A 21,970-nucleotide genomic window follows, 5' to 3' on the forward strand; every position below is an offset into this window, starting at 1 on the left:
GGCGTGAGATTGCACCTTCACGGTGCGTGCGTCCAAGCGGGCCCAGCCCGCTGATCAAGGAAGATTGAACATGGAAATAGTAAGTCGGCACCTTGCCGACGTAGAGGGCGGCGTCGAGCTGCTCACGACGCTGGATGGCGAGCCCATCAGCGTCTACGTGGTGGTGGGCGTAACCGATCTCAATGCGATCGCTGACATCGTCCCCATCGAAAAAGTCGAAGCCGGAGCGGATATACACGCTTCAAATGTCGACAATGTTGATAATGCGCAAGAACAAATCGACCAGGTCCTGGAAAATATGAATCCCGGCGACGTGGCGGTTTTCCTTTGCTCGGGATCCGATGCTTTTGGCGCGGCTCTCGATCTGTTGGGTTTACCTATCGACCAGTAAGCCTGACGGCAAACCAAAGTGCTGATCCGAATGACGTATGAAAGACGTATGCGTTAAGACAGCATTTATATAAGCCCCGATTGTTTTTTTATTTTGTATGGGTGTTTACACCTATGCAGGGACAAGTTTTGCCTATGAAAACGTGCAAATTTTCAACGCAGTTTCTCTTTGTTGCATTATTGGCACGTATTTTTTAGGATTATGTTGACTTGTGAGGGGAACATAACGATAGTGTCGGCACACGATCACAAGCGTTGCGATTTTCGTTCAGTGCCGTGCCTTTTCCGGCTCAGCGTTATTGTTCTACTGTCCCCTCCTTGATTGATTCGTGACCTCCGGGCATTTGCCCATTATCTCTAGGAAATACAGTATGGAAACCGGCGTCGTTAAGTGGTTCAATTCGGAAAAAGGCTATGGCTTCATCACCCCGGAAGCGGGTGGTAAGGATCTGTTCGCTCACTTCTCCGAAATCCAGGGTTCTGGCTTCAAGTCTCTGGAAGAGAACCAGCGCGTCAGCTTTGTGACGGCCAATGGCCCCAAGGGCCCGCAAGCCACGAAGATTCAGGTCCTGTAAAGGTCTGAGTTCTCGCAAAAAAGCCCCTTCGGGGGCTTTTTTTGTTTTTGCCGCGCGGTATTCTGCACCTGCCGGTATGGCCACACCCCCCCGCGCATGCCTGTGCCGCCTCTATGCCCTCAGGACCGTTTCCATGACTGCTTCCTCGCCCATACCCTTAACTACACAAGCGACCGACGTCGTGGCCTTCTGGGCCGATGCAGGGCCGCAGCAGTGGTATCGGAAAAGCGATGCGTTCGACGCCGAGTTCCGGCAGCGCTTCGAGACGGCGCATTGGGCTGCCGCATCGAGGCAGCTTGATGCCTGGCAGGAAGATGCCGATGGCGCGCTGGCCTTGATGATCTTGCTGGACCAGTTTCCACGTAATGCGTATCGCGGTACGGCACATATGTTTGCCACCGACCCGCTGGCGCAGTATTTCGCTGAACGGGCGATCGCGGCAGGGCACGATCTGGCAGTGCAGCCGGCAATGCGGCAGTTCTTTTACATGCCGTTCGAGCATTCGGAAAGCCTGGCCATGCAAAACCGTGGCGTCGCGCTGATGGAGCCGCTGGAGCCGGATACGCTGCGCTGGGCCATCTTGCATCGGGACATCATCAAGCGCTTTGGCCGATTCCCGCATCGCAATGCCGTGTTGGGACGACAGACCACTCAGGCCGAACATGAATTCCTGGCTGCAGGCGGATTTGCGGGGTGATGGGCGTTAGCGACGCATGCGCTGGCGCGCGGGTATTGGGCGGCGGGTATCGGGTATCGGCATGTATCTTTTCATACCAAGGTGAAAATATTCATCTTTATGTGACCGGCGGCTGCGAACTAACACGGCGCCCGCGTCGACCATTCGCATATTTGACGTTTTTCCGGGTTCACCAATACACTGGGTTCAGCGAGATTTTCAAGCGACGCGGTCTGCGTCAACTTGTCGCCGTCAGTGGTGCTGCGGTTGCTTCCTCTCCCATCCTTGATGATCTGGCGCCCCGCGAGCAATCGCATCTTTTAGGTTCAAGGACAATCCATGGCAACCGGCATCGTTAAGTGGTTCAACGCCGAAAAGGGTTACGGCTTCATCATGCCCGACGACGGCAGCAAAGACCTTTTCGCCCATTACTCCGAGATCCGCAGCGAAGGCTATAAATCGCTGCAGGAAAACCAGCGCGTAACCTTCGAGGTCGGTACCGGTCCCAAGGGTCCCAGCGCCAAGAACATCAAGGTCGCGGCCTGACGCTTTGCGGGTAGCGCGCCGGGTGCGCCCGGTGTTCGGCCCATAAAAAAGCCCCCACACGCAACGTGTGGAGGCTTTTTTTTACGACAGCGACAGGCGTTGTCGCCCGTGCCTTAGTGCTTGTGCGCGGCGCGAGTCGACAGCTTGTCGACCAGCGCAATACCCAGCGCCGACAGTATGAACAATGCGTGGATGATGGTTTGCCACATGACGCCGGCTTCGGTGAAGCGCGCGTTCGGCGTGCCGATCGTGCCGGCTTCGATGAACGTGCGCAGCAAGTGGATGGACGAGATGCCGATGATCGCCATCGCCAGTTTCACTTTCAGCACGCTGGCGTTCACATGGCTTAGCCATTCCGGTTGATCCGGGTGGTTCTGCAAGCGCAGCCGCGACACGAAGGTTTCGTATCCGCCAACGATCACCATGACAAGCAGGTTCGAGATCATGACCACGTCGATCAGGCCCAACACCAGCAGCATGATTTCCATCTCGCCAAAGCTGTTGGCGTGGGTGAGCAGGTGCCATAGCTCTTTCAGAAAGAGCATGACGTAGACGCCTTGCGCCACGATGAGCCCAAGGTAGAGCGGCAATTGCAGCCAGCGCGAACTGAAGATCAAACTGGGTAAGAGGCCCAGGCGGGGAGGGGAGGGTTCAATCATGTTGGGTGCGAGCCATTTGTTGTTTGCGATAAAAGCGCGGCGGCAATTCTAACAACGCCAAGACGACGCCGGCAGCAGATTTTTATGACAAAGCCGAGTCGTGTCTTCACGGTCAGCTAGCACTTCTGCGCCCGGTCTGCCCGACTTTTATGTAAGCGAAACTGCCATTTGCGAAACTCTGTGGCGAAACGCTTAGGGCGCTTTGGGCATATATAGAATTGCCGCCTCGCTCGCATAGAGTCAGTCAAGAGGAGTTTGTTCCCATGAAGATCCGCTACACCGTTGCCGCGTTGACCGTCGCGCTTGCCCCTTATTCCGCGTCGCATGCCTTCGACATCGGCGGCCTGGTGGGCGCCGGCAGCAAGGTTGTGCAAGCTGCCACCCTGAGCGACGCCGAAATCAAGACCTTGTCGGACAAGGCGTGCGCGCAAAGCGATTCCCAAGAAAAGATTGCCGCGCCCGGCAGCAAGTACGATGCGCGTCTGCAGAAGATCGCCAAGGCGCTGGGCGGCACCGTCAATGGTCAGAAGGCCAACTACAAGGTCTACATCACCAAGGACGTCAATGCCTGGGCCATGGCCAACGGCTGCATCCGCGTCTATAGCGGCTTGATGGACATGATGACGGACGACGAAGTCATGGGCGTGGTCGGCCACGAAATCGGCCACGTTGCGCTGGGCCATAGCAAGAAGGCCATGCAAACCGCCTACACCGTGTCCGCCGCGCGCGATGCCGCCGGTGCCGCGGGTGGCGCCACGGTCGCAGCCCTGAACTCGTCCCAGCTGGGCGACCTGACCGAAAAGTTCATCAACGCGCAGTTCTCGCAATCGCAGGAAAGCGCTGCGGACGACTATTCGTTCGATCAGTTACAGGCCAAGAAGCTCAACACCCGCGGCCTGGTCACGGCTTTCCAGAAGCTTGCCGAGCTTGATGGCGGCAAGAGCGATATGATGAGCTCGCACCCGTCCTCGGCCAAGCGCGCTCAACACATCGAAGATCGCATCGCCAAGGCCAAATAAGGCGTCAAAGCGACGTTCGCCTTCCCTTTTCGGGCGGAAAACGGGGCGCGAGTATCCGGGCAAATCCGGGGCTCGCGCCCCTTTGCGTCAGGGTTCCGGAAGTTTCCGGTAAAATGGCGCGTTTATCCGCCCGTAATCTCATCTCTCGGAAAATAGGTCTTTTAATGCAGCCTGTGGTTGAAACCCTCTCCGGCCTGGAGCGCCGTGTTGATCTGGCCGTCTCGGTGGCCGACGTCGAAAAGGAAGTCCAGGCGCAATTAAAGCGCGTGGCTCGCACCGCCAAGGTCCCCGGCTTCCGCCCGGGTAAAGCTCCGCTCGCCATGCTCGAGCGTAGCCATGGCCCCAGCATCCGCTACGACGTGATCAATAGCCAAGTTGGCCGTGCCTTCGAACAAGCCATCGACGGCGCCAAGCTGCGCGTCGCTGGCGCCCCGAACCTCGAACCCAAGACTGAAGGCGTTACCGACGATACGCTGGCGTTCACCGCCACGTTCGAGGTCTACCCTGAAGTCGCCGTGCCGGATCTGTCGGCTCTGGCTGTCACCCGCTACGAAACCGCCGTCACCGACGCCGAAGTTCAACAAACCCTGGACGTTCTGCGCAAGCAGCGCGCCACGTTCGAAGCCCGTGAAGGCCGCGCCGCGCAAGATGGCGACCGCGTCACGCTGGACTTCGCCGGCACCATCGACGGCGTGCCGTTCGAAGGCGGCAAGGCCGAAGACTTCCCGTTCGTGCTCGGCCAAGGCCGCATGCTGCCGGAATTCGAAGAAGCCGCTCGCGGCCTGAAGGCTGGCGAAACCAAGGTCTTCGAACTGAAGTTCCCGGATGACTATCAAGGCGTGGAAGTCGCCGGCAAGACCGCCGAATTCACCATTACCGTCAAGGAAGTGGCTGAAGGCGTCCTGCCCGAACTGAACAGCGAATTCGCCAAGTCCCTGGGCCAAGCCGAAGGCGACGTCGAAAAGCTGAAGGCCGACATCCGCAGCAACATCGAGCGCGAAGTCAAGGTCCGTTCGGCTGGCCGCACCAAGTCCAGCGTCATGGACGCCCTGGTTGAAGCCGGCAAGTTCGACGTGCCGAAGGCTCTGGTCGACAACGACGTTCAAGGCCGTGTCGCCGCTGCCCGCGAAGAGCTCAAGCAGCGCGGCATCCCCAACGCCGAGTCCGTGCCGATCCCGGCTGAAGCTTTCTCGACTGAATCCGAACGCCGTGTCCGCCTGGGCCTGCTGGTGTCGGAACTGGTCAAGCAAGCCCAGTTGCAAGCCAAGCCCGAGCAAGTTCGTGCGCGCATCGAAGAATTCGCGGAAAACTACGAACAACCCGCTCAGGTTGTCAGCTATTACCTGGCAGACCGCCAGCGTCGTGCTGAAATCGAGGCTATCGTGCTGGAAGACAATGTCGTCGCGCACGTTCTGGAAAAGGCTAAGGTCACCGAAGAAAAGGTGCCTTTCGATCAGTTGATGGGGATGGCGTAACACTATGCAGAGATTCACCGATTTCTATGCGGCAATGAATGGCGGGTCTTCGGTGACCCCCACCGGCCTGGGCTACATTCCCATGGTTATCGAGCAGTCGGGGCGCGGCGAACGCGCCTACGACATCTATTCGCGTCTGCTCCGCGAACGGCTCATTTTCCTGGTGGGTCCGGTCAATGACGCAACGGCCAACCTGGTTGTGGCGCAGTTGCTGTTCCTGGAATCGGAGAATCCTGACAAGGACATTTCCCTGTACATCAACTCGCCTGGCGGGTCGGTGTATGCGGGAATGGCCATTTTTGACACCATGCAGTTCATCAAGCCGGACGTGTCGACTCTGTGCACCGGCCTGGCGGCCAGCATGGGCGCGTTCCTGCTGGCGGCTGGCAAGAAGGGCAAGCGTTTCACGCTGCCCAACTCCCGGATCATGATCCACCAGCCGTCGGGCGGAGCCCAGGGCCAAGCGTCCGACATTCAGATCCAGGCTCGCGAGATCCTGGACCTGCGCGAACGTCTTAACCGGATCCTGGCCGACAACACCGGCCAGTCGATGGAGCGAATCGGCCTGGACACGGAACGTGACAACTTCATGTCCGCCGAAGATGCGGTATCGTATGGATTGGTGGACAAGGTGATGAGCTCCCGCTCGGAAGGCTGACTTCCAGGCTGATCCGAACCCGCTGCCACCAAGTTTGAGTAAGCGCATGCGCCGGGCCCGTTACCGGTCTGGCGCATCTTTACCTGAGATACGAAACAAATATGCCTGAAAAAAAGGGATCGGCAGACGCAAAAGTGCTGCATTGCTCGTTTTGCAATAAAAGCCAGCATGAAGTCCGCAAGCTGATCGCGGGTCCGTCGGTGTTCATCTGTGATGAATGCATAGATCTGTGCAACGACATCATCCGCGAGGAAGCGCAAGCGACCGCGCGCGCGGCGATTCGTTCCGAACTGCCCACTCCGGCCGAAATCAAAACCTTCCTCGATCAGTACGTCATTGGGCAAAACTCGCCCAAGCGCATGCTGGCCGTGGCGGTTTACAACCATTACAAGCGCATTCGTCACGGCGAGATCAAGGGTGACGAAGTCGAGCTCTCCAAGAGCAACATCATGCTGATCGGGCCCACGGGCTCCGGCAAGACGCTGTTGGCGCAGACGCTTGCGCGCATGCTGAATGTGCCTTTCGTCATGGCTGACGCCACGACGCTGACCGAAGCCGGCTATGTCGGTGAAGACGTCGAGAACATCATTCAGAAGTTGCTGCAGAACTGCAACTACGAAGTCGAGAAAGCGCAGCGCGCCATTATCTACATCGACGAAATCGACAAGATTTCCCGCAAGTCGGACAACCCGTCCATTACGCGCGACGTTTCCGGCGAAGGCGTGCAGCAGGCGCTGCTCAAGCTGATCGAAGGGACGGTTGCTTCTGTGCCCCCGCAAGGCGGGCGCAAGCATCCGAACCAGGACTTCGTGCAAGTGGACACGACCAACATCCTGTTCATCGTGGGCGGCGCCTTCGATGGTTTGGAAAAGGTCATCCGGGACCGTACCGAAAAGTCCGGCATCGGTTTCTCGGCCTCGGTGCGGGCCAAGTCCGAACGCGGTGTCGGCGAGCTGTTCTCGGAAGTCGAACCCGAAGATCTGATCAAGTTCGGCTTGATCCCGGAACTGGTCGGTCGTCTGCCCGTGGTCGCCACGCTGGACGAGCTGGACGAAGCGGCCTTGGTTCAGATTCTGACCGAACCCAAGAACGCGTTGCTCAAGCAGTTCCAGAAGCTGTTCGCCATGGAAGGCGCCGAGCTTGACCTGCGTCCGGCGGCATTGAAGGCGATCGCCCGCAAGGCGCTGAAGCGTAAGACGGGTGCCCGTGGCTTGCGTTCGATTATCGAACAAACGCTGTTGGACACCATGTACGAGCTGCCTTCTCAGGGCAATGTAAAGCGTGTGGTCGTCGACGAGAACGCAATCGAAGGCGAGGGCAAGCCCTTGCTGATCTACGCGGACGAAGCCGGCGAATCCGACAAGCCGGAACGTGGAGAAGTCCGCGACGCCGCAGCCTGATATTTCAAAAAAGCCCGTTCCTGTAACGGGTTTTTTTGCCGTAGGAGTGCCCTCCGGGGCATTTTTTTTTGCCTTTTGCCTATCCGGCAGCCGGGATCTTGAATTTTCGGCTATTGTTCCCATAACAGACGTAACTGACGCGGATAGCCCGGGTACTCTCTCCCAGGCTCCCCGTCCCCGATACGCCGAGTCATACCGAGGAACCTCCTATGTCTGCCAGCCAGACCCTGCCTTCCGACCCGATCGACCTGCCTTTGCTCCCACTTCGCGACGTCGTGGTGTTCCCGCATATGGTCATCCCGCTGTTCGTCGGCCGTCCGCGCTCTATTCGCGCGCTCGAGGTTGCGATGGAAGCGGGCAAAAGCATCATGCTGGTGGCCCAAAAATCCGCCGGCAAGGATGACCCCACCCCCGAAGACGTCTACGAGATCGGCTGCGTTGCCGGCATCCTCCAGATGCTCAAGTTGCCCGACGGCACCGTTAAGGTTCTGGTCGAAGGCACTCAGCGTGCCCGCATCAACAGCATCGAAGACGCCGATTCGCATTTCACCTGCCAGGTGACGCCGATCGAGCCGGACGCCATGCAGGGCTCCGAAACCGAGGCCCTGCGCCGCGCGATCGTTGCCCAGTTCGAACAGTACGTAAAGCTCAACAAGAAGATCCCCCCGGAGATCCTGACCTCGTTGGCCGGCATCGACGATGCGGGCCGCCTGGCTGACACGATCGCCGCGCATCTTCCGCTGAAGCTCGAGCAGAAGCAAAAAATGCTCGAGATCGTCGGCACGTCTGAGCGCCTTGAAGGTCTGCTTACCCAGCTGGAAACCGAGATCGACATTCTTCAGGTCGAGAAGCGGATTCGCGGCCGCGTGAAGAAGCAGATGGAAAAGAGCCAGCGCGACTACTACCTGAATGAGCAGGTCAAAGCCATTCAGAAGGAGTTGGGCGAAGGCGAAGAGGGCGCGGACATCGAAGAGCTTGAAAAGAAGATCATCGCTGCCCACATGCCCAAAGAGGCGCGCAAGAAGGCCGATGCTGAGCTCAAGAAGCTCAAGCTGATGTCGCCGATGTCGGCCGAAGCCACCGTGGTGCGCAACTACATCGATACGCTCATCAACCTCCCCTGGAGGAAGAAGAGCAAGATCAACAACTCGATCGCCAACGCCGAGACGGTGCTGGACAACGACCATTACGGTCTGGAAAAGGTCAAGGAACGCATTCTTGAATATCTTGCCGTGCAGCAGCGCGTGGACAAGGTCAAGGCGCCGATCCTGTGCCTGGTCGGCCCTCCGGGCGTCGGCAAGACCTCGCTGGGGCAGTCCATTGCCAAGGCCACGAACCGCAAGTTCGTGCGTATGGCGCTGGGCGGCGTGCGTGACGAGGCCGAGATCCGTGGCCATCGCCGTACGTACATCGGTTCTATGCCCGGCAAGATCGTGCAGAACATGTCGAAGGTTGGCGTGCGCAATCCCTTGTTCCTGCTTGACGAGATCGACAAGCTGGGCATGGATTTCCGCGGTGACCCCTCGTCGGCGCTGCTTGAAGTGCTGGACCCGGAACAAAACCACACGTTCCAGGACCACTACATCGAGGTCGACTTCGACCTGTCCGACGTCATGTTCGTCGCCACCAGCAACACGCTGAACATCCCGCCGGCCCTGTTGGACCGTATGGAAGTTATCCGCCTGTCCGGTTACACGGAAGAGGAAAAGATCCATATCGCTCGCGACCATTTGCTGCCTAAGCTGATGCAGAACAACGGCGTGAAGGACAACGAGCTGACGGTCGATGACAGTGCGCTGCGCGATATCGTTCGCTACTACACCCGGGAAGCCGGTGTGCGCGCGTTGGAACGTGAAGTGGGCAAGATCTGCCGCAAGGTCATCAAGCAATTGCTGACCCAGAATGATCGCGCCAAGGCCGAAGGCAAGACCCTTGAGGTCAAGCCGGTCAACGTCACGGGCGACAACCTGAGCGACTATCTGGGCGTGCGCCGCTACACCTTCGGGATGGCCGAGAAGGAAAACCAGGTGGGTCAGGTGACCGGTCTGGCTTGGACCGAAGTGGGTGGCGATCTGCTGACGATCGAAGTTGCCGACATGCCGGGTAAGGGCGTGATCCAGCGTACGGGTTCGCTTGGCGACGTGATGAAGGAATCGGTGGAAGCGGCTCGCACGGTAGTGCGGTCCCGCGCTCGCCGCCTGGGCTTTGCCGACAGCGTGTTCGAAAAGCACGACATGCACGTACACGTTCCCGAAGGCGCGACGCCCAAGGACGGCCCGTCCGCGGGTATCGCGATCACGACGGCCATGGTTTCGGCGCTGTCGCGCATTCCGGTGCGCGCCGATGTCGCCATGACTGGCGAGATCACGCTGCGCGGCGAAGTGCTGCCTATCGGCGGCCTGAAGGAAAAGCTGCTGGCGGCACACCGTGGTGGTATCAAGACGGTCTTGATTCCCGAGGAAAACGTCAAGGACTTGGCGGAGATCCCCGATAACGTCAAGAACCAACTTGAGATCGTGCCGGTCCGCTGGATCGACAAGGTGTTGGAGCTGGCGCTGGAGCGTCTGCCGGAACCCCTGGCCGAGGAAGAAGCCGTCAAAGACGCGCTTGTGACGAAGCCGGCCGAGCCTGGCTCGACGGATCCGGTTCTGAAGCACTGATCGCCTGTCACGGCAGGGCGCCCGCAGTATGTGGCGCCCAAACAAAAACCCCGCCAACATGTGGCGGGGTTTTTTTTGGGTTTCGATGGGGCCTTGGTTTTGGCGATCCCGGTCGCTAGGACCGGGGCTGTTGCGATGCCAAGGCTATGGCTGGGCTAGGCCCGCAGACAGTGCGCGAGCTGACCCCTGCTGCGTCAGTGCAATGCGTGCGTACGGATCAAACCGACGGCGATGCCTTCCAGCGCGAACTCCTGGTCTGCTTCAACGATGATGGTCTGAAAGTCCGGGTTTTCCGGCAGCAGTTCGATATGCCCATTGGTGCGTTGCAGGCGCTTGACCGTCACGTCGTCGCCTAAGCGTGCCACGACGATTTGGCCGTTGCGCGCTTCCGAGGCCTTCTTCACCGCAAGCAGGTCACCTTCCAGGATGCCCGCATCCCGCATGCTCATGCCGCGCACCTTCAGCAAATAATCAGGCGCCTGGGCAAACAGGTGTGGGTCGACGCCAACCTCGCGTTCGACGTGTTCGGCCGCAAGGATCGGGCTACCTGCCGCGACGCGCCCGACCAACGGCAGCAGCAACTGCGCCAATGAAGGTATGGCCAGAGACGTCTGTGACTGGGAGGGCCCATCTTTCAAGCGTATGCCGCGCGAAGCGCCGGCGGTAAGCTCGATAGCACCCTTGCGGGCTAATGCCTTAAGGTGGTCTTCTGCCGCATTCGGTGAACGGAAACCAAGGGCCTGGGCGATTTCGGCGCGCGTCGGCGGAAAGCCGGTGCGCGTGACGGTCTGCCGGATGAGGTCCAGGATTTGTTGCTGGCGATCGGTGAGTTTGCTGGCCATGGCGATGATCCGGTATGAGCGGACTGTACATATATACAGCGTCATTCTGGGGGACGTAGCGCAAAAAAGCAAGCTGGCGCAGGCCCAAAAAGCAAAACGGAGCCAAAGGGCTCCGTTTCGTCGTTGCGGGCCGCTGGCGGCCCGCGCAGGCAAGGGTTTTACAGCACGGCGGCGATGCCAGCAGCGACCTTGTCAATGTTGCCGCTGTTCAGCGCGGCGACGCAGATGCGGCCGCTGGACACCGCGTACACGCCATGCTCTTCGCGCAGACGATCCACTTGAGCCGACGTCAGGCCCGAGTACGAAAACATGCCGCGTTGCTGCAGGACGAAGCTGAAGTCCTGCTTGGCACCATGTTCCTTGATCTTTTCGACCAGTTGCTTGCGCATCAGGCGGATGCGGTCGCGCATGCCGGCAAGCTCTTCTTCCCACATGGCGAAGAGTTCCGGCGTGTTCAAAACCGTCGACACCACCGTGCCGCCGTGCGTCGGCGGGTTGGAATAGTTGGTGCGAATAACGCGCTTCAGCTGGCTCAGGACGCGGCCCGCCGCTTCCTTGCTGCCGGCCACGATCGTCAGGGCGCCGACGCGTTCGCCATACAGCGAGAACGACTTCGAGAACGACGAGCTGATGAACATCGTCATGTCCAAGTCGGCGAACATGCGCACGACAGCGGCGTCCTCGGTCAGGCCCTCGCCAAAGCCCTGGTAGGCAATGTCCAGGAACGGAACCAGGTTGTTTTCCTTCACAACCGCGGCGATCTGCTTCCATTGCTCGGGCGTGGGGTCCACACCGGTCGGGTTGTGGCAGCACGCGTGCAGCACGACGACGGTCTGCGCCGGGGCAGCCTTCAGGTCCGCCAGCATGGCTTCAAAATTCAGGCCGCGAGTGGAGGCGTCGTAGTACGAATACGTGCCCACTTCAAAGCCGGCGCGCTCGAAAAGGGCGCGGTGGTTTTCCCAGCTGGGGTTGCTGATCAACACCTTGGAAGAGGGCAGCAATTGACGCAGGAAGTCGGCCCCGATCTTGAGCGCGCCGGTGCCGCCCAGCGCTTGGGTGGTCAACACGCGACCCGCTGCGGCCAACGCGGAATCCTTACCCAACAACAGGGCTTGAGCACCCTGGTTGTAGCCGGCGATGCCTTCGATGGGCAAATAGCCGCGGGCGGCGGCCGCTTCGATGCGGGCGGTTTCGGCTTTGCGAACGGCGCCCAGCAGGGGGATCCGTCCCTGGTCGTCGTAGTACACGCCCACGCCCAGGTTGACTTTACCCGGACGCGTGTCCGCGGTGAATTGTTCGTTCAGACCAAGAATGGGGTCGCGCGGCGCGAGTTCGACGGAATCGAAAAGGTTGCTCATGGGACTCTGATGAGGATGGGTGGACGCAGTACGAGGTGCTGTGGATAATGGGGGGTTTACCCTGGAACAGTCTAGCATGCCAAACAGTCCAATAGACCCGAGCGGCGCGGGAGATCTGGCCCAGAATCTCGCTGGAAATGCCGTCGTACCAGTATCGGCTGATGCGCCGCCGGTTGCGGGCGCGGAACCGCGCTTTGTCGAGTATCCCGACAGCCCCTTCCAGCTGTTCCAGCCTTATCCTCCAGCCGGCGATCAACCCACCGCGATCGACGGGCTGACCCAGGGTATCGAAGACGGCCTGATGTTTCAGACGCTGCTGGGCGTGACCGGCTCGGGCAAGACCTTCACCATGGCGAACGTCATTGCGCGGCTGGGACGCCCTGCGTTGGTGCTGGCTCCGAACAAGACGCTTGCGGCGCAGCTATATGCCGAAATGCGCGAGTTCTTTCCGAAGAACGCGGTCGAGTATTTCGTTTCGTACTACGACTATTACCAGCCCGAGGCCTATGTCCCAACGCGCGACCTGTTTATTGAAAAGGATTCGTCCATCAATGAGCACATCGAGCAAATGCGTCTGTCGGCCACAAAGAGCCTGCTCGAGCGCCGGGATACCATTATTGTCGGCACGGTGTCTTGCATTTACGGCATCGGCAATCCCGGCGATTATCATGCGATGGTTCTGATTCTGCGTAGCGGGGACCAAATCTCGCGCCGTGAGATCCTGGCGCGTCTGGTTGCCATGCAATACACCCGCAACGATGCCGAGTTCACTCGCGGGGTGTTCCGGGTCCGTGGCGAAACCATCGACATCTTTCCGGCGGAAAGCGCCGAGCTGGCGCTGCGCCTGACGCTTTTTGACGACGAGATCGAGAGCCTTGAGCTGTTTGATCCGCTGACCGGCCGCATTCGGCAAAAGCTGCCCCGGTTTACCGTGTATCCGGGGTCGCATTACGTCACGCCGCGCGATACCGTGCTGCGGGCGATTGAAACGATCAAGGTGGAACTGCGCGAGCGCGTCAAACGCTTTGTCGACGATGGCCACTTGGTCGAAGCGCAGCGTCTTGAACAACGCACGCGGTTCGATCTGGAAATGCTGCAGGAATTGGGCTTTTGCAAGGGCATCGAGAACTATTCCCGCCACCTGTCCGGCGCCGCGCCCGGGGAACCGCCGCCCACGCTGATCGATTACCTGCCGTCCGACGCGCTAATGTTCATCGATGAAAGCCACGTGACCATCGGCCAGCTCAGCGCCATGTATCGCGGCGACCGGTCGCGCAAGGAAACGTTGGTGCAATATGGGTTCCGGTTGCCTTCCGCGATGGATAACCGGCCTCTCAAGCTAGAGGAATTTGAAGCGCGGGTGCGCCAATGCGTGTTCGTGTCGGCCACCCCCGCGGCGTACGAGAAAGAACACGCGGACAACGTCGTCGAGCAGGTCGTTCGGCCCACCGGCCTGGTCGATCCGCTGGTCGAGGTTTTGCCAGCCCGCACCCAGGTGGACGATCTGCTGGGCCAGATCAAGACTCGGGTCGCGGTAGGCGAGCGGGTTCTGGTCACCACCTTGACCAAGCGCATGGCCGAAGATTTGACGGACTTCCTTAGCGAACACGGCGTTAAGGTGCGCTACTTGCACTCGGACATCGATACCGTCGAACGAGTGGAAATTCTGCGCGACCTGCGCCTGGGTACGTTTGACGTGCTGGTGGGCATCAACCTGCTGCGCGAGGGCCTGGATATTCCCGAGGTTTCGCTGGTGGCAATTCTTGACGCCGACAAGGAAGGCTTCCTGCGGTCCGAGCGCAGCTTGATCCAGACGATCGGCCGCGCGGCCCGCAACTTGAACGGCCACGCCATCCTCTATGCAGACCGTATTACGGATTCAATGCAGCGCGCGATGGAGGAAACCAGCCGTCGGCGCGCCAAGCAGCTGCAGTTCAATATTGACAACGGCATAACGGCGCGTGGCGTCCGCAAGGCCGTGCGCGAGCTGATCGACGGCATCGTCGCGCCGGTACAGCACGACGCCCTGGAAGCCGCGGTGCCAGCTGAATTCCTGAAGGACGAGAAGGCTTTGGCGCGCGAGCTGAAGCGCTTGGAAAAGCTGATGATGGACCATGCGCGAAACCTGGAATTCGAGCAGGCCGCCGCAGCCCGCGATGCACTGACCGCGCTGAAGCAGCGTGTGCTTCTTGATGGGGCCGTGTAAACGACCGCGCCGCGCAAATTGTCTTGGGATGGCCTGACAGCTAGCTGACACCGGGCTGAAAATGGTGCGCGGGGCGATTGATATGCGCGCGCGCTTGGAAAGGGCGCTTGGCGGCCATTGGGAGTAAAGACCGGGTGTTTAGAATCCGAAGTAACTCGTTGATATAAAAGGAATTTATGAGTGAGAGCCTCGCCCTTTGCTCATTTGTTTCTTTGCAAAAAAAGCTTGCCTTATCTCGGGTTTTCCCTCACACTTACTCCCATGATGACCAAGGTACTTTTCGTTTGCATGGGCAATATCTGTCGCTCGCCGAGCGCAGAGGGCGTGTTTCGCCATTTGGTGAATGACGCAGGTTTGAGCGACGTTGTTCGCATCGACTCTGCGGGCACGCATGCGTTTCATATCGGCGAGGCGCCTGATGCCCGGGCGCAGGCTGCGGCGCGTAAACGCGGCTACGAGATCACGCACTGTGAGGCCCGTCAGGTCACCGCGGAAGATTTCCGCGACTTCGATCTTATCCTGGCGATGGATTGGGACAACCTGTCTGCGATGCAGCAGCAGTGCCCCAAGACCTATCAGCACAAATTGATGCTGCTGATGCGCTTCGCCAACGAGTTTGAAGAGGCCACTGTGCCCGATCCTTACTACGGCGGCGCGGATGGTTTTGGGAAGGTTCTCGATTACTTGGAAGACGCCTGCCAAGGTGTCCTGGAATTGGTCCGCAAGCGCGCTACCCAGTACCAAGCGGCCTGACCGCTTTTCCGTAGAGCCGCCCACAGCGCGGCTCTTGGGGTACAGGGCAACGAAAAAACCGCGCAACAGCGCGGTTTTTTCTGGTCAGGAGCCATACCAAATTAGTCGGGAATAGGCTATACTTGACCCAATTACTCGGGTATTGACCGCTGGATTCGCTGGCGGCCATTGCCGAATCACTGGGAACCCACCATGCGGCTAACTACCAAAGGGCGTTTCGCCGTGACTGCCATGATCGATCTCGCCATGCGCCAGCATAGCGGCCCGGTCACTCTTGCGGCCATCAGCCAGCGTCAAAACATCTCGCTTTCCTATCTGGAACAGCTGTTCGGGAAACTGCGTCGCCACGAACTCGTGGACAGTGTGCGCGGCCCGGGTGGCGGTTATTCGCTTGCGCGCCTTGCCCGCAACGTGACCGTCGCGGACATCATCTTTGCAGTGGACGAACCGTTGGACGCCACCAGCTGTGGCGGCAAGCGCGACTGTACGAGCGGCAATGACGGCAAACCCGGCAAGTGCATGACGCACGAGCTCTGGGCGACGTTGAATCGCAAGATGGTCGATTACCTGGATTCGGTGTCCCTGCAAGATCTGGTTGATCAGCAGCGCGTGCGCCAATTGCAGGAAGCCAGCAATCAAGCGCAAGCCTGCGCAGTGCGCGTCAATCGGGTGGGCGGCGCCAATGCCGCTGCCAATTCCCCGACCACGGCCGTCGCGGCTAATGCCACCGTATAAGCAGTATCAGGAGTTGTAGACATGACCAACCGTCCGATTTATTTTGATTATTCGGCCACCACCCCCGTCGACCCGCGTGTCGTGGACAAGATGGTGCCGTGGCTGTACGAGAATTTCGGCAATCCGGCATCCCGCAGCCATGCGTATGGCTGGGACTCGGAAGAAGCCGTCGAACGCGCCCGCGAAGAAGTCGCCAAGCTGGTCAACGCCGATCCGCGCGAGATCGTCTGGACTTCTGGCGCAACCGAATCGAACAACCTTGCCATCAAGGGCGCTGCGAATTTCTACGCGGAACGCGGCAAGCACGTCATCACCGTCAAGACCGAGCACAAAGCGGTGCTTGACACCTGTCGCGAGCTGGAGCGCCAGGGATTCGAAGTCACCTACTTGAACGTGAAGGACGACGGTCTGATCGACCTGGACACGTTCAAAGCCGCACTGCGCCCCGATACGGTGCTGGTGTCGGTGATGATGGTGAACAACGAAATCGGCGTGATCCAGGATATTGAATCGCTTGGCGAAATCTGCCGCGAAAAAGGCATTATTTTCCACGTCGACGCCGCTCAGGCGACAGGCAAGGTGGAAATCGACCTGCAAAAGCTGAAGGTTGATTTGATGTCGTTTTCGGCGCACAAGACGTACGGTCCGAAGGGTATCGGCGCGCTGTATGTGCGTCGCAAGCCGCGCATCCGCATCGAAGCGCAAATGCACGGTGGCGGCCACGAGCGCGGTTTCCGCTCGGGCACGCTGGCCACGCACCAGATTGTTGGCATGGGCGAGGCTTTCCGCTTGGCGCGCGAAGAAATGGGTACCGAGAACGAGCGCATCCGCATGCTGCGCGATCGCTTGTGGAATGGCCTGTCGCAGATCGAAGAGGTCTATCTGAACGGCGACATGGATCAGCGCGTGCCGCACAACTTGAACGTCAGCTTCAATTATGTTGAAGGCGAGTCCCTGATCATGGCGATCAAGGAACTGGCCGTTTCCAGCGGTTCAGCTTGCACGTCGGCTAGCCTGGAACCGTCGTACGTGTTGCGCGCCCTGGGCCGCAATGACGAATTGGCCCACAGTTCCATCCGTTTCACGCTCGGCCGCTTCACGACCGAAAAGGAAGTGGACTACGCCATTGAATTGCTCAAGAGCCGCGTCGGCAAGCTGCGCGATATGTCGCCGCTGTGGGAAATGGCCAAGGAAGGCATTGACTTGAACACCGTGCAGTGGGCCGCGCACTAAGCGCCCGCGCCAAGAAATACGTGGAGAAATAACATGTCTTACAGCACCAAAGTTCTGGATCACTACGAAAACCCGCGCAACGTCGGTTCTTTCGACAAGTCGGACGAATCGGTTGGCACCGGCATGGTCGGCGCACCCGCCTGTGGCGACGTCATGAAGCTGCAGATCAAGGTCAATGAAGCCGGCGTGATCGAAGACGCGCGTTTCAAGACCTACGGCTGCGGTTCCGCCATTGCGTCCAGCTCGCTTGTGACCGAATGGGTTAAGGGCAAGACGCTGGATCAAGCGATGAACATCCGCAACACGCAGATCGCCGAAGAGTTGGCGCTGCCGCCGGTGAAGGTGCACTGCTCCATCCTGGCCGAAGACGCTATCAAGGCCGCGGTGCAGAACTACAAAGAGAAGCATTCGGCTCCGGCCGAAGCGGTGGCAGGCTGATCATGTCCGTTACCCTGACCCAACAGGCTGCCTCCCACATCGGCCGCTACTTGCAAAAGCGCGGAAAGGGTATCGGCTTGCGGCTCGGCGTTAGGACGACGGGCTGTTCCGGCATGGCCTACAAGTTGGAATATGTGGACGACTCGGCGCCGGAAGACGTCGTGTTTGAAAGCTTCGGCGTAAAGGTCTTCATTGACCCCAAAAGCCTGGCTTACCTGGACGGAACCGAGCTCGATTACGCCCGGGAAGGCCTGAACGAAGGCTTCAAGTTCCGCAACCCCAACGAGAAGGCGACCTGCGGCTGCGGCGAGTCGTTCACGGTGTAAGTCTTGGCTGTAGACGACCACTTCAGCCTATTCGGCTTGCCGGCCCGTTTCGACCTGGATGCGCAAGCACTGGAAACGTCGTGGCGAGGCGTCGCGGCGCAGGTGCATCCCGATCGCTATGCCACCGCCAGCCCCGCCGAACGCCGCGTCGCCATGCAATGGGCGGCGCGCGCCAACGAGGCGTACCGCGTTTTGCGTGATCCGTTGCTGCGCGCCCGCTATCTGTGCGAACAGGCGGGCGTGGATTTGCAGACCGAGAGCAACACGTCCATGGACACCGCCTTCCTCATGCAGCAGATGACGTGGCGCGAGATGCTGGACGACGCGCGTGACGACGCTGACGCGCTGGCGACCCTGAACACGGAGCTGGACGAGGCCCGCGTGTCGATGCGCGCCACGCTCAAGCGCCTGCTGGACGATGAGCACGACCACGCTGCTGCGGGCCTAAAGGTACGCGAATGGATGTTCGTGGAAAAACTGGCGCAAGAGCTGGCGCACGCCCAGCCCGCTGGATAGCCAACGCTGCGTTGTGGCGCCCCTGCTTCGGGCGCCTCTACACCGCCGCCAACTGACCAGAAAAAATAGATCATGGCCTTATTGCAGATATCCGAGCCCGGTGAGTCGCCCGCGCCGCACCAGCGCAAGCTGGCGGTGGGGATCGATCTGGGCACTACCAATTCCCTCGTTGCGGCGGTGCGCAGCAGCGTTGCGGAAGTGCTGCCCGATGCGCAGGGCCATGCCTTGCTGCCGTCGGCGGTGCGCTACCTGCCTGATGGAAAAGTCACCACGGGCCGCGAACCGCTTGCGCAGCAAGCCGAAGACCCTTTGAATACCGTGGTGTCCGTGAAGCGATTCATGGGCCGTTCGCTGGAAGAGGCGCGCGCCACGCGTGCGCCGTATGAATTCGTGGACGCGCCCGGCATGGTGCGCATCCGCACGGTGCAGGGCGATTTGAGCCCCGTCGAAGTGTCGGCGCAGATTCTGGCGGTGCTGCGTCAGCGCGCCGAAGACGTATTGGGCGATGACTTGGTGGGCGCGGTGATTACCGTGCCCGCTTACTTTGACGACGCCCAGCGCCAGGCAACGCGCGACGCCGCGCGGCTTGCCGGGCTGAACGTGCTGCGCCTTCTGAACGAACCGACGGCTGCCGCCATCGCCTATGGCCTGGACCACGCATCGGAAGGCGTTTACGCCGTCTATGACCTGGGCGGCGGCACCTTCGATATTTCCATCTTGCGGCTGACGCAGGGCGTTTTCGAAGTGATCTCCACCGGCGGCGACACGGCGCTGGGTGGCGACGATTTTGATGCGTTGATTGTCGATCACGCCGTGGCCAAGCTGACGGCCGGCGAGTTTTCCGCCGCTGACCGGCGCGGTTTGTTGATGGCTGCGCGCACTGCGCGTGAAGCCTTGTCCAGCGCGGACAGCGCGACGCTGAAGCTGGCGTTGGCCGACGGTCGCAACGTGGATCTGGTACTGACCCGCGCCGAATTTGAAACCTTGGCGCAGCCGCTTATCGAACGCACGCTGGATTGCGCGCGCCGCGCGTTGCGCGACGCATCGCTGAAACCGGCCGACGTGAAAGGCGTGGTGATGGTGGGCGGCGCGACGCGCATGCCTGTTGTGCGGGCCGCGGTGGCGAAGGTGTTTGGCACGGAGCCCCTGACCGACCTGGACCCCGATCAAGTCGTCGCGCTGGGCGCGGCGTTGCAGGCGAATCTGCTGGCTGGTAATCGCGCACCGGGTGAAGATTGGCTGCTGCTGGACGTGATTCCGCTGTCGCTGGGCCTGGAAACCATGGGCGGGCTGGTTGAACGGGTGATCCCGCGCAACAGCACCATTCCCGTGGCGCGCGCCCAGGAGTTCACCACGTTCAAGGACGGCCAGACCGCCATGAGCATTCATGTGGTGCAGGGCGAACGTGATCTGGTGGCGGACTCCCGTTCCCTGGCTCGCTTCGAACTGCGCGGTATTCCGCCGATGGTGGCGGGCGCCGCGCGCATCCGCGTCACGTTCCAGGTGGATGCCGACGGCCTGCTCAGTGTGACGGCGCGCGAGCAAAGCACGGGCGTCGAGGCCGCCGTGTCGGTCAAGCCGTCTTACGGATTAAGCGACGACGAAATTGCCCAGATGCTGGCCGACAGCGTGGCGCAGGCCGATACCGACGCCCGCGCCCGCATGTTGCGCGAGCAGCAGGTCGACGCGCGCCAGTTGGTGGAATCCGTGCAGGCAGCGCTGGCGGTCGACGGCGACTTGCTGGACGCCGACGAGCGCCGCCGCGTTGACGAATGCCTGCAAGCCGCCATCGACGCGCAAGCTGCCGACGATGTGGACACCGTGAAGGGCGCCGTGCAGGCCTTGTCGGCTGCCACCGACGATTTCGCCGCGCGTCGCATGGACCGCAGCATTCGCGCCGCCCTGGCGGGTCGAAAACTTGATGAGATTGCCTGATAAGACGCTATGCCGAAACTGACTGTATTGCCTCATCCCGACTATTGCCCCGAAGGCGCCGTGATCGAGGACGCACCCAAGGGCGTGTCGATCTGCCGCATTTTGCTGGACAACCACATCGACATCGAGCACGCCTGCGAACTGTCGTGTGCCTGCACCACCTGTCATGTGGTCATCAAGCAGGGCTATTCCGCATTGGAAGACGCGACGGACGACGAAGAAGACTTGCTGGACAAGGCCTGGGGCCTGACGCCCACGTCGCGCCTGTCGTGCCAGGCACTGGTGACTGACGCTGATCTGACGGTTGAAATTCCGAAGTACACCATCAACCATGCCAAAGAGGGCCATTGATGAAGTGGACCGATACCTACGACGTTGCCGCGGCCCTGGTCGACGCGCATCCTGACGTGGACCCCAAGACGCTGCGCTTCACGCAGCTGCGCGAATGGGTCATGGCCTTGCCCGGTTTCAACGACGACCCCGCCCACTGTGGCGAAAAAATCCTTGAAGCTATCCAGATGGCCTGGATCGACGAAGCGGACTGACCGCATCAAACAAAAACGCTCCCGGACGGGGGCGTTTTTGTTTGCGCGGCCGTCGTTCCGCCGTGCCGCCGTCAAGCGGCCACGTTATCATCAAGGATCCGTACGTTGTGTTCCACCTTGTCCGAGTCTACTGATGCCCGCTGCTCCATTGCGCTTTGGCCTGGCCGCCAACCGGCTGCACCACGAAACCCCCGATGCCGCATTGTTCACCTGGTTGCGCGCGTGCTCGTCCACGATACGTGAGCTAGGAGTCCAGCTGCACACCGTCGGCCGCACCCATGACGCCATCGTGCGCGAAGGCATGTTGCAAGGCTACAGCGGGCTGATCCGGTATCCCTACGGGCGCGAAGGCGGCCTGATGAAGCTGGTGGCACGCGTGACCGAAGGGCGCGACGGGCAGGCGCCGTTTGACGGCGCCATCTATCTGATTGATCCGGTGGATCCGTCGTCGATTTTCCCCGAAGCGTTGGCGTTGAAGCGTCAGTGCATCACGCATGGCCGGCCCTTTATTTCCACCGTGGCCGGCGCCATCGAATGGATGGAAGTGGAACGCGTGCATGCCGGGTTGGCGCCTGATGCGTCCGTCTCGCGCCTGTTCAACTTCACGGGCCAGACGCTGGCCATGATCGCGCACGATGCGCTCAAAGACGAGATGGTGGCGTTTGCCAGCGAGCATTTCGACGTGTTGTCGCAATTTGCCCGCCGCGTGGCGACGGGCACCACAGGCGGCCGGCTGAACGAATTGGCTTGGTCGCGCGGCTGGCCCAAGGATACGCCGTGGGTGCACCGCTACCTGAGCGGTCCGCTGGGCGGCGATGCGCAGATTGCCGAACTGGTGCTTGAACACCAATGCCAGCGCGTGATCTTTTTCGAAGACCCGCACGTGGCCCGCCAGCACGAGGCCGATATCCAGCTGCTTGAGCGTGCCGTACGCGTGGTGACGGAATCCGCTACCTGCGCAACCTCGCCGACCGTGGCGCGGCGCTGGGCGCAAGCGGTTGAAAAGCGCGCCGGCCTGATCTGAC

At 60.4% G+C, this 21,970-nt stretch carries 23 protein-coding genes; 20 read left to right on the top strand and 3 right to left on the bottom strand.

Annotation, left to right across the window (positions count from 1 at the left end; genetic code table 11):
- Positions 1-70: 70 nt before the first annotated feature.
- From ACNPP0_RS05775 to ACNPP0_RS05790, 4 genes are all read left to right on the top strand, one after another.
- Positions 71-391 (top strand): hypothetical protein, encoded by a 321-nt coding sequence (locus tag ACNPP0_RS05775; RefSeq protein ID WP_046805804.1) that lies wholly within the window; start codon positions 71-73, stop codon positions 389-391.
- A 370-nt stretch (positions 392-761) separates the two neighbouring features.
- Complete coding sequence (locus ACNPP0_RS05780; protein WP_006220190.1) at positions 762-965, top strand: cold-shock protein; 204 nt, start codon at positions 762-764, stop codon at positions 963-965.
- A 133-nt stretch (positions 966-1,098) separates the two neighbouring features.
- Complete coding sequence (locus ACNPP0_RS05785; protein ID WP_448705259.1) at positions 1,099-1,662, top strand: DUF924 family protein; 564 nt, start codon at positions 1,099-1,101, stop codon at positions 1,660-1,662.
- Between the two features lie 318 nt (positions 1,663-1,980).
- The gene (locus ACNPP0_RS05790) at positions 1,981-2,187 is read left to right on the top strand and encodes a cold-shock protein (RefSeq protein ID WP_006225311.1); all 207 of its coding nucleotides are present in this window, start codon (positions 1,981-1,983) and stop codon (positions 2,185-2,187) included.
- A 113-nt stretch (positions 2,188-2,300) separates the two neighbouring features.
- On the opposite strand, the gene ACNPP0_RS05795 is transcribed toward ACNPP0_RS05790, so the two are convergent.
- A complete protein-coding gene (locus ACNPP0_RS05795; RefSeq protein WP_448705260.1) occupies positions 2,301-2,846 on the bottom strand; it encodes a TIGR00645 family protein in 546 nt (181 codons plus the stop codon).
- A 263-nt stretch (positions 2,847-3,109) separates the two neighbouring features.
- On the opposite strand from ACNPP0_RS05795, the gene loiP reads away from it, so the two are divergent.
- From loiP to lon, 5 genes are all read left to right on the top strand, one after another.
- Positions 3,110-3,865: a metalloprotease LoiP gene (loiP, locus tag ACNPP0_RS05800; protein WP_006220185.1), complete on the top strand. Its 756-nt coding sequence runs from the start codon at positions 3,110-3,112 to the stop codon at positions 3,863-3,865.
- Positions 3,866-4,029: 164 nt separating this feature from the next.
- Complete coding sequence (gene tig / locus ACNPP0_RS05805) at positions 4,030-5,340, top strand: trigger factor (protein ID WP_046805800.1); 1,311 nt, start codon at positions 4,030-4,032, stop codon at positions 5,338-5,340.
- Between the two features lie 4 nt (positions 5,341-5,344).
- On the top strand, positions 5,345-5,998 hold the full coding sequence (clpP, locus tag ACNPP0_RS05810; RefSeq protein WP_006220183.1) for an ATP-dependent Clp endopeptidase proteolytic subunit ClpP: 654 nt from the start codon (positions 5,345-5,347) through the stop codon (positions 5,996-5,998).
- A gap of 101 nt (positions 5,999-6,099) precedes the next feature.
- Positions 6,100-7,398 (top strand): ATP-dependent Clp protease ATP-binding subunit ClpX, encoded by a 1,299-nt coding sequence (clpX, locus tag ACNPP0_RS05815; protein ID WP_046805799.1) that lies wholly within the window; start codon positions 6,100-6,102, stop codon positions 7,396-7,398.
- A 209-nt stretch (positions 7,399-7,607) separates the two neighbouring features.
- Positions 7,608-10,058: an endopeptidase La gene (gene lon / locus ACNPP0_RS05820; protein WP_332608634.1), complete on the top strand. Its 2,451-nt coding sequence runs from the start codon at positions 7,608-7,610 to the stop codon at positions 10,056-10,058.
- 194 nt (positions 10,059-10,252) lie between these two features.
- Here lon and lexA read toward each other — a convergent pair whose 3' ends face one another.
- Complete coding sequence (lexA, locus tag ACNPP0_RS05825) at positions 10,253-10,900, bottom strand: transcriptional repressor LexA (protein WP_046805797.1); 648 nt, start codon at positions 10,898-10,900, stop codon at positions 10,253-10,255.
- A gap of 158 nt (positions 10,901-11,058) precedes the next feature.
- Positions 11,059-12,258 carry an amino acid aminotransferase gene (locus ACNPP0_RS05830; RefSeq protein WP_448705261.1) on the bottom strand — a complete coding sequence of 400 codons (1,200 nt, stop codon included), beginning with the start codon at positions 12,256-12,258 and terminating at the stop codon, positions 11,059-11,061.
- A gap of 76 nt (positions 12,259-12,334) precedes the next feature.
- Here ACNPP0_RS05830 and uvrB point away from each other — a divergent pair, with 76 nt between their 5' ends.
- From uvrB to ACNPP0_RS05885, 11 genes are all read left to right on the top strand, one after another.
- Positions 12,335-14,464, top strand: a complete 2,130-nt coding sequence (gene uvrB / locus ACNPP0_RS05835) for an excinuclease ABC subunit UvrB (RefSeq protein WP_448705324.1) — start codon at positions 12,335-12,337, stop codon at positions 14,462-14,464.
- Between the two features lie 261 nt (positions 14,465-14,725).
- Complete coding sequence (locus tag ACNPP0_RS05840) at positions 14,726-15,217, top strand: low molecular weight protein-tyrosine-phosphatase (RefSeq protein WP_046805835.1); 492 nt, start codon at positions 14,726-14,728, stop codon at positions 15,215-15,217.
- A gap of 192 nt (positions 15,218-15,409) precedes the next feature.
- Positions 15,410-15,952, top strand: a complete 543-nt coding sequence (gene iscR, locus ACNPP0_RS05845) for a Fe-S cluster assembly transcriptional regulator IscR (protein WP_050445292.1) — start codon at positions 15,410-15,412, stop codon at positions 15,950-15,952.
- Between the two features lie 21 nt (positions 15,953-15,973).
- Positions 15,974-17,185 carry an IscS subfamily cysteine desulfurase gene (locus ACNPP0_RS05850; RefSeq protein ID WP_448705262.1) on the top strand — a complete coding sequence of 404 codons (1,212 nt, stop codon included), beginning with the start codon at positions 15,974-15,976 and terminating at the stop codon, positions 17,183-17,185.
- Positions 17,186-17,218: 33 nt separating this feature from the next.
- Complete coding sequence (gene iscU / locus ACNPP0_RS05855; RefSeq protein ID WP_006220174.1) at positions 17,219-17,623, top strand: Fe-S cluster assembly scaffold IscU; 405 nt, start codon at positions 17,219-17,221, stop codon at positions 17,621-17,623.
- A 2-nt stretch (positions 17,624-17,625) separates the two neighbouring features.
- The gene (gene iscA, locus ACNPP0_RS05860) at positions 17,626-17,949 is read left to right on the top strand and encodes an iron-sulfur cluster assembly protein IscA (RefSeq protein ID WP_332608632.1); all 324 of its coding nucleotides are present in this window, start codon (positions 17,626-17,628) and stop codon (positions 17,947-17,949) included.
- 3 nt (positions 17,950-17,952) lie between these two features.
- Positions 17,953-18,465, top strand: a complete 513-nt coding sequence (gene hscB, locus ACNPP0_RS05865; RefSeq protein WP_332608631.1) for a Fe-S protein assembly co-chaperone HscB — start codon at positions 17,953-17,955, stop codon at positions 18,463-18,465.
- Positions 18,466-18,537: 72 nt separating this feature from the next.
- The gene (hscA, locus tag ACNPP0_RS05870) at positions 18,538-20,400 is read left to right on the top strand and encodes a Fe-S protein assembly chaperone HscA (protein WP_332608630.1); all 1,863 of its coding nucleotides are present in this window, start codon (positions 18,538-18,540) and stop codon (positions 20,398-20,400) included.
- A 9-nt stretch (positions 20,401-20,409) separates the two neighbouring features.
- Positions 20,410-20,751 (top strand): ISC system 2Fe-2S type ferredoxin, encoded by a 342-nt coding sequence (fdx, locus tag ACNPP0_RS05875; protein WP_046805791.1) that lies wholly within the window; start codon positions 20,410-20,412, stop codon positions 20,749-20,751.
- Positions 20,751-20,945 (top strand): Fe-S cluster assembly protein IscX, encoded by a 195-nt coding sequence (iscX, locus tag ACNPP0_RS05880; protein ID WP_046805790.1) that lies wholly within the window; start codon positions 20,751-20,753, stop codon positions 20,943-20,945. The genes fdx and iscX overlap by 1 nt, the downstream gene beginning before the upstream one ends.
- A 133-nt stretch (positions 20,946-21,078) precedes the next feature.
- Positions 21,079-21,969 (top strand): methylglyoxal synthase, encoded by an 891-nt coding sequence (locus ACNPP0_RS05885; protein WP_448705263.1) that lies wholly within the window; start codon positions 21,079-21,081, stop codon positions 21,967-21,969.
- Position 21,970: the final 1 nt, after the last annotated feature.

This window comes from Achromobacter semiaridum (genome assembly GCF_053543755.1).

What these genes read in the sequence shown, in the direction of transcription:
- ACNPP0_RS05775 (WP_046805804.1), top strand. Translation starts at nt 71, where the DNA reads ATGGAAATAGTAAGTCGGCACCTTGCCGACGTAGAGGGCGGCGTCGAG.
- ACNPP0_RS05780 (WP_006220190.1), top strand. Translation starts at nt 762, where the DNA reads ATGGAAACCGGCGTCGTTAAGTGGTTCAATTCGGAAAAAGGCTATGGC.
- ACNPP0_RS05785 (WP_448705259.1), top strand. Translation starts at nt 1,099, where the DNA reads ATGACTGCTTCCTCGCCCATACCCTTAACTACACAAGCGACCGACGTC.
- ACNPP0_RS05790 (WP_006225311.1), top strand. Translation starts at nt 1,981, where the DNA reads ATGGCAACCGGCATCGTTAAGTGGTTCAACGCCGAAAAGGGTTACGGC.
- ACNPP0_RS05795 (WP_448705260.1), bottom strand. Translation starts at nt 2,846, where the DNA reads ATGATTGAACCCTCCCCTCCCCGCCTGGGCCTCTTACCCAGTTTGATC.
- loiP (WP_006220185.1), top strand. Translation starts at nt 3,110, where the DNA reads ATGAAGATCCGCTACACCGTTGCCGCGTTGACCGTCGCGCTTGCCCCT.
- tig (WP_046805800.1), top strand. Translation starts at nt 4,030, where the DNA reads ATGCAGCCTGTGGTTGAAACCCTCTCCGGCCTGGAGCGCCGTGTTGAT.
- clpP (WP_006220183.1), top strand. Translation starts at nt 5,345, where the DNA reads ATGCAGAGATTCACCGATTTCTATGCGGCAATGAATGGCGGGTCTTCG.
- clpX (WP_046805799.1), top strand. Translation starts at nt 6,100, where the DNA reads ATGCCTGAAAAAAAGGGATCGGCAGACGCAAAAGTGCTGCATTGCTCG.
- lon (WP_332608634.1), top strand. Translation starts at nt 7,608, where the DNA reads ATGTCTGCCAGCCAGACCCTGCCTTCCGACCCGATCGACCTGCCTTTG.
- lexA (WP_046805797.1), bottom strand. Translation starts at nt 10,900, where the DNA reads ATGGCCAGCAAACTCACCGATCGCCAGCAACAAATCCTGGACCTCATC.
- ACNPP0_RS05830 (WP_448705261.1), bottom strand. Translation starts at nt 12,258, where the DNA reads ATGAGCAACCTTTTCGATTCCGTCGAACTCGCGCCGCGCGACCCCATT.
- uvrB (WP_448705324.1), top strand. Translation starts at nt 12,335, where the DNA reads ATGCCAAACAGTCCAATAGACCCGAGCGGCGCGGGAGATCTGGCCCAG.
- ACNPP0_RS05840 (WP_046805835.1), top strand. Translation starts at nt 14,726, where the DNA reads ATGATGACCAAGGTACTTTTCGTTTGCATGGGCAATATCTGTCGCTCG.
- iscR (WP_050445292.1), top strand. Translation starts at nt 15,410, where the DNA reads ATGCGGCTAACTACCAAAGGGCGTTTCGCCGTGACTGCCATGATCGAT.
- ACNPP0_RS05850 (WP_448705262.1), top strand. Translation starts at nt 15,974, where the DNA reads ATGACCAACCGTCCGATTTATTTTGATTATTCGGCCACCACCCCCGTC.
- iscU (WP_006220174.1), top strand. Translation starts at nt 17,219, where the DNA reads ATGTCTTACAGCACCAAAGTTCTGGATCACTACGAAAACCCGCGCAAC.
- iscA (WP_332608632.1), top strand. Translation starts at nt 17,626, where the DNA reads ATGTCCGTTACCCTGACCCAACAGGCTGCCTCCCACATCGGCCGCTAC.
- hscA (WP_332608630.1), top strand. Translation starts at nt 18,538, where the DNA reads ATGGCCTTATTGCAGATATCCGAGCCCGGTGAGTCGCCCGCGCCGCAC.
- fdx (WP_046805791.1), top strand. Translation starts at nt 20,410, where the DNA reads ATGCCGAAACTGACTGTATTGCCTCATCCCGACTATTGCCCCGAAGGC.
- iscX (WP_046805790.1), top strand. Translation starts at nt 20,751, where the DNA reads ATGAAGTGGACCGATACCTACGACGTTGCCGCGGCCCTGGTCGACGCG.
- ACNPP0_RS05885 (WP_448705263.1), top strand. Translation starts at nt 21,079, where the DNA reads ATGCCCGCTGCTCCATTGCGCTTTGGCCTGGCCGCCAACCGGCTGCAC.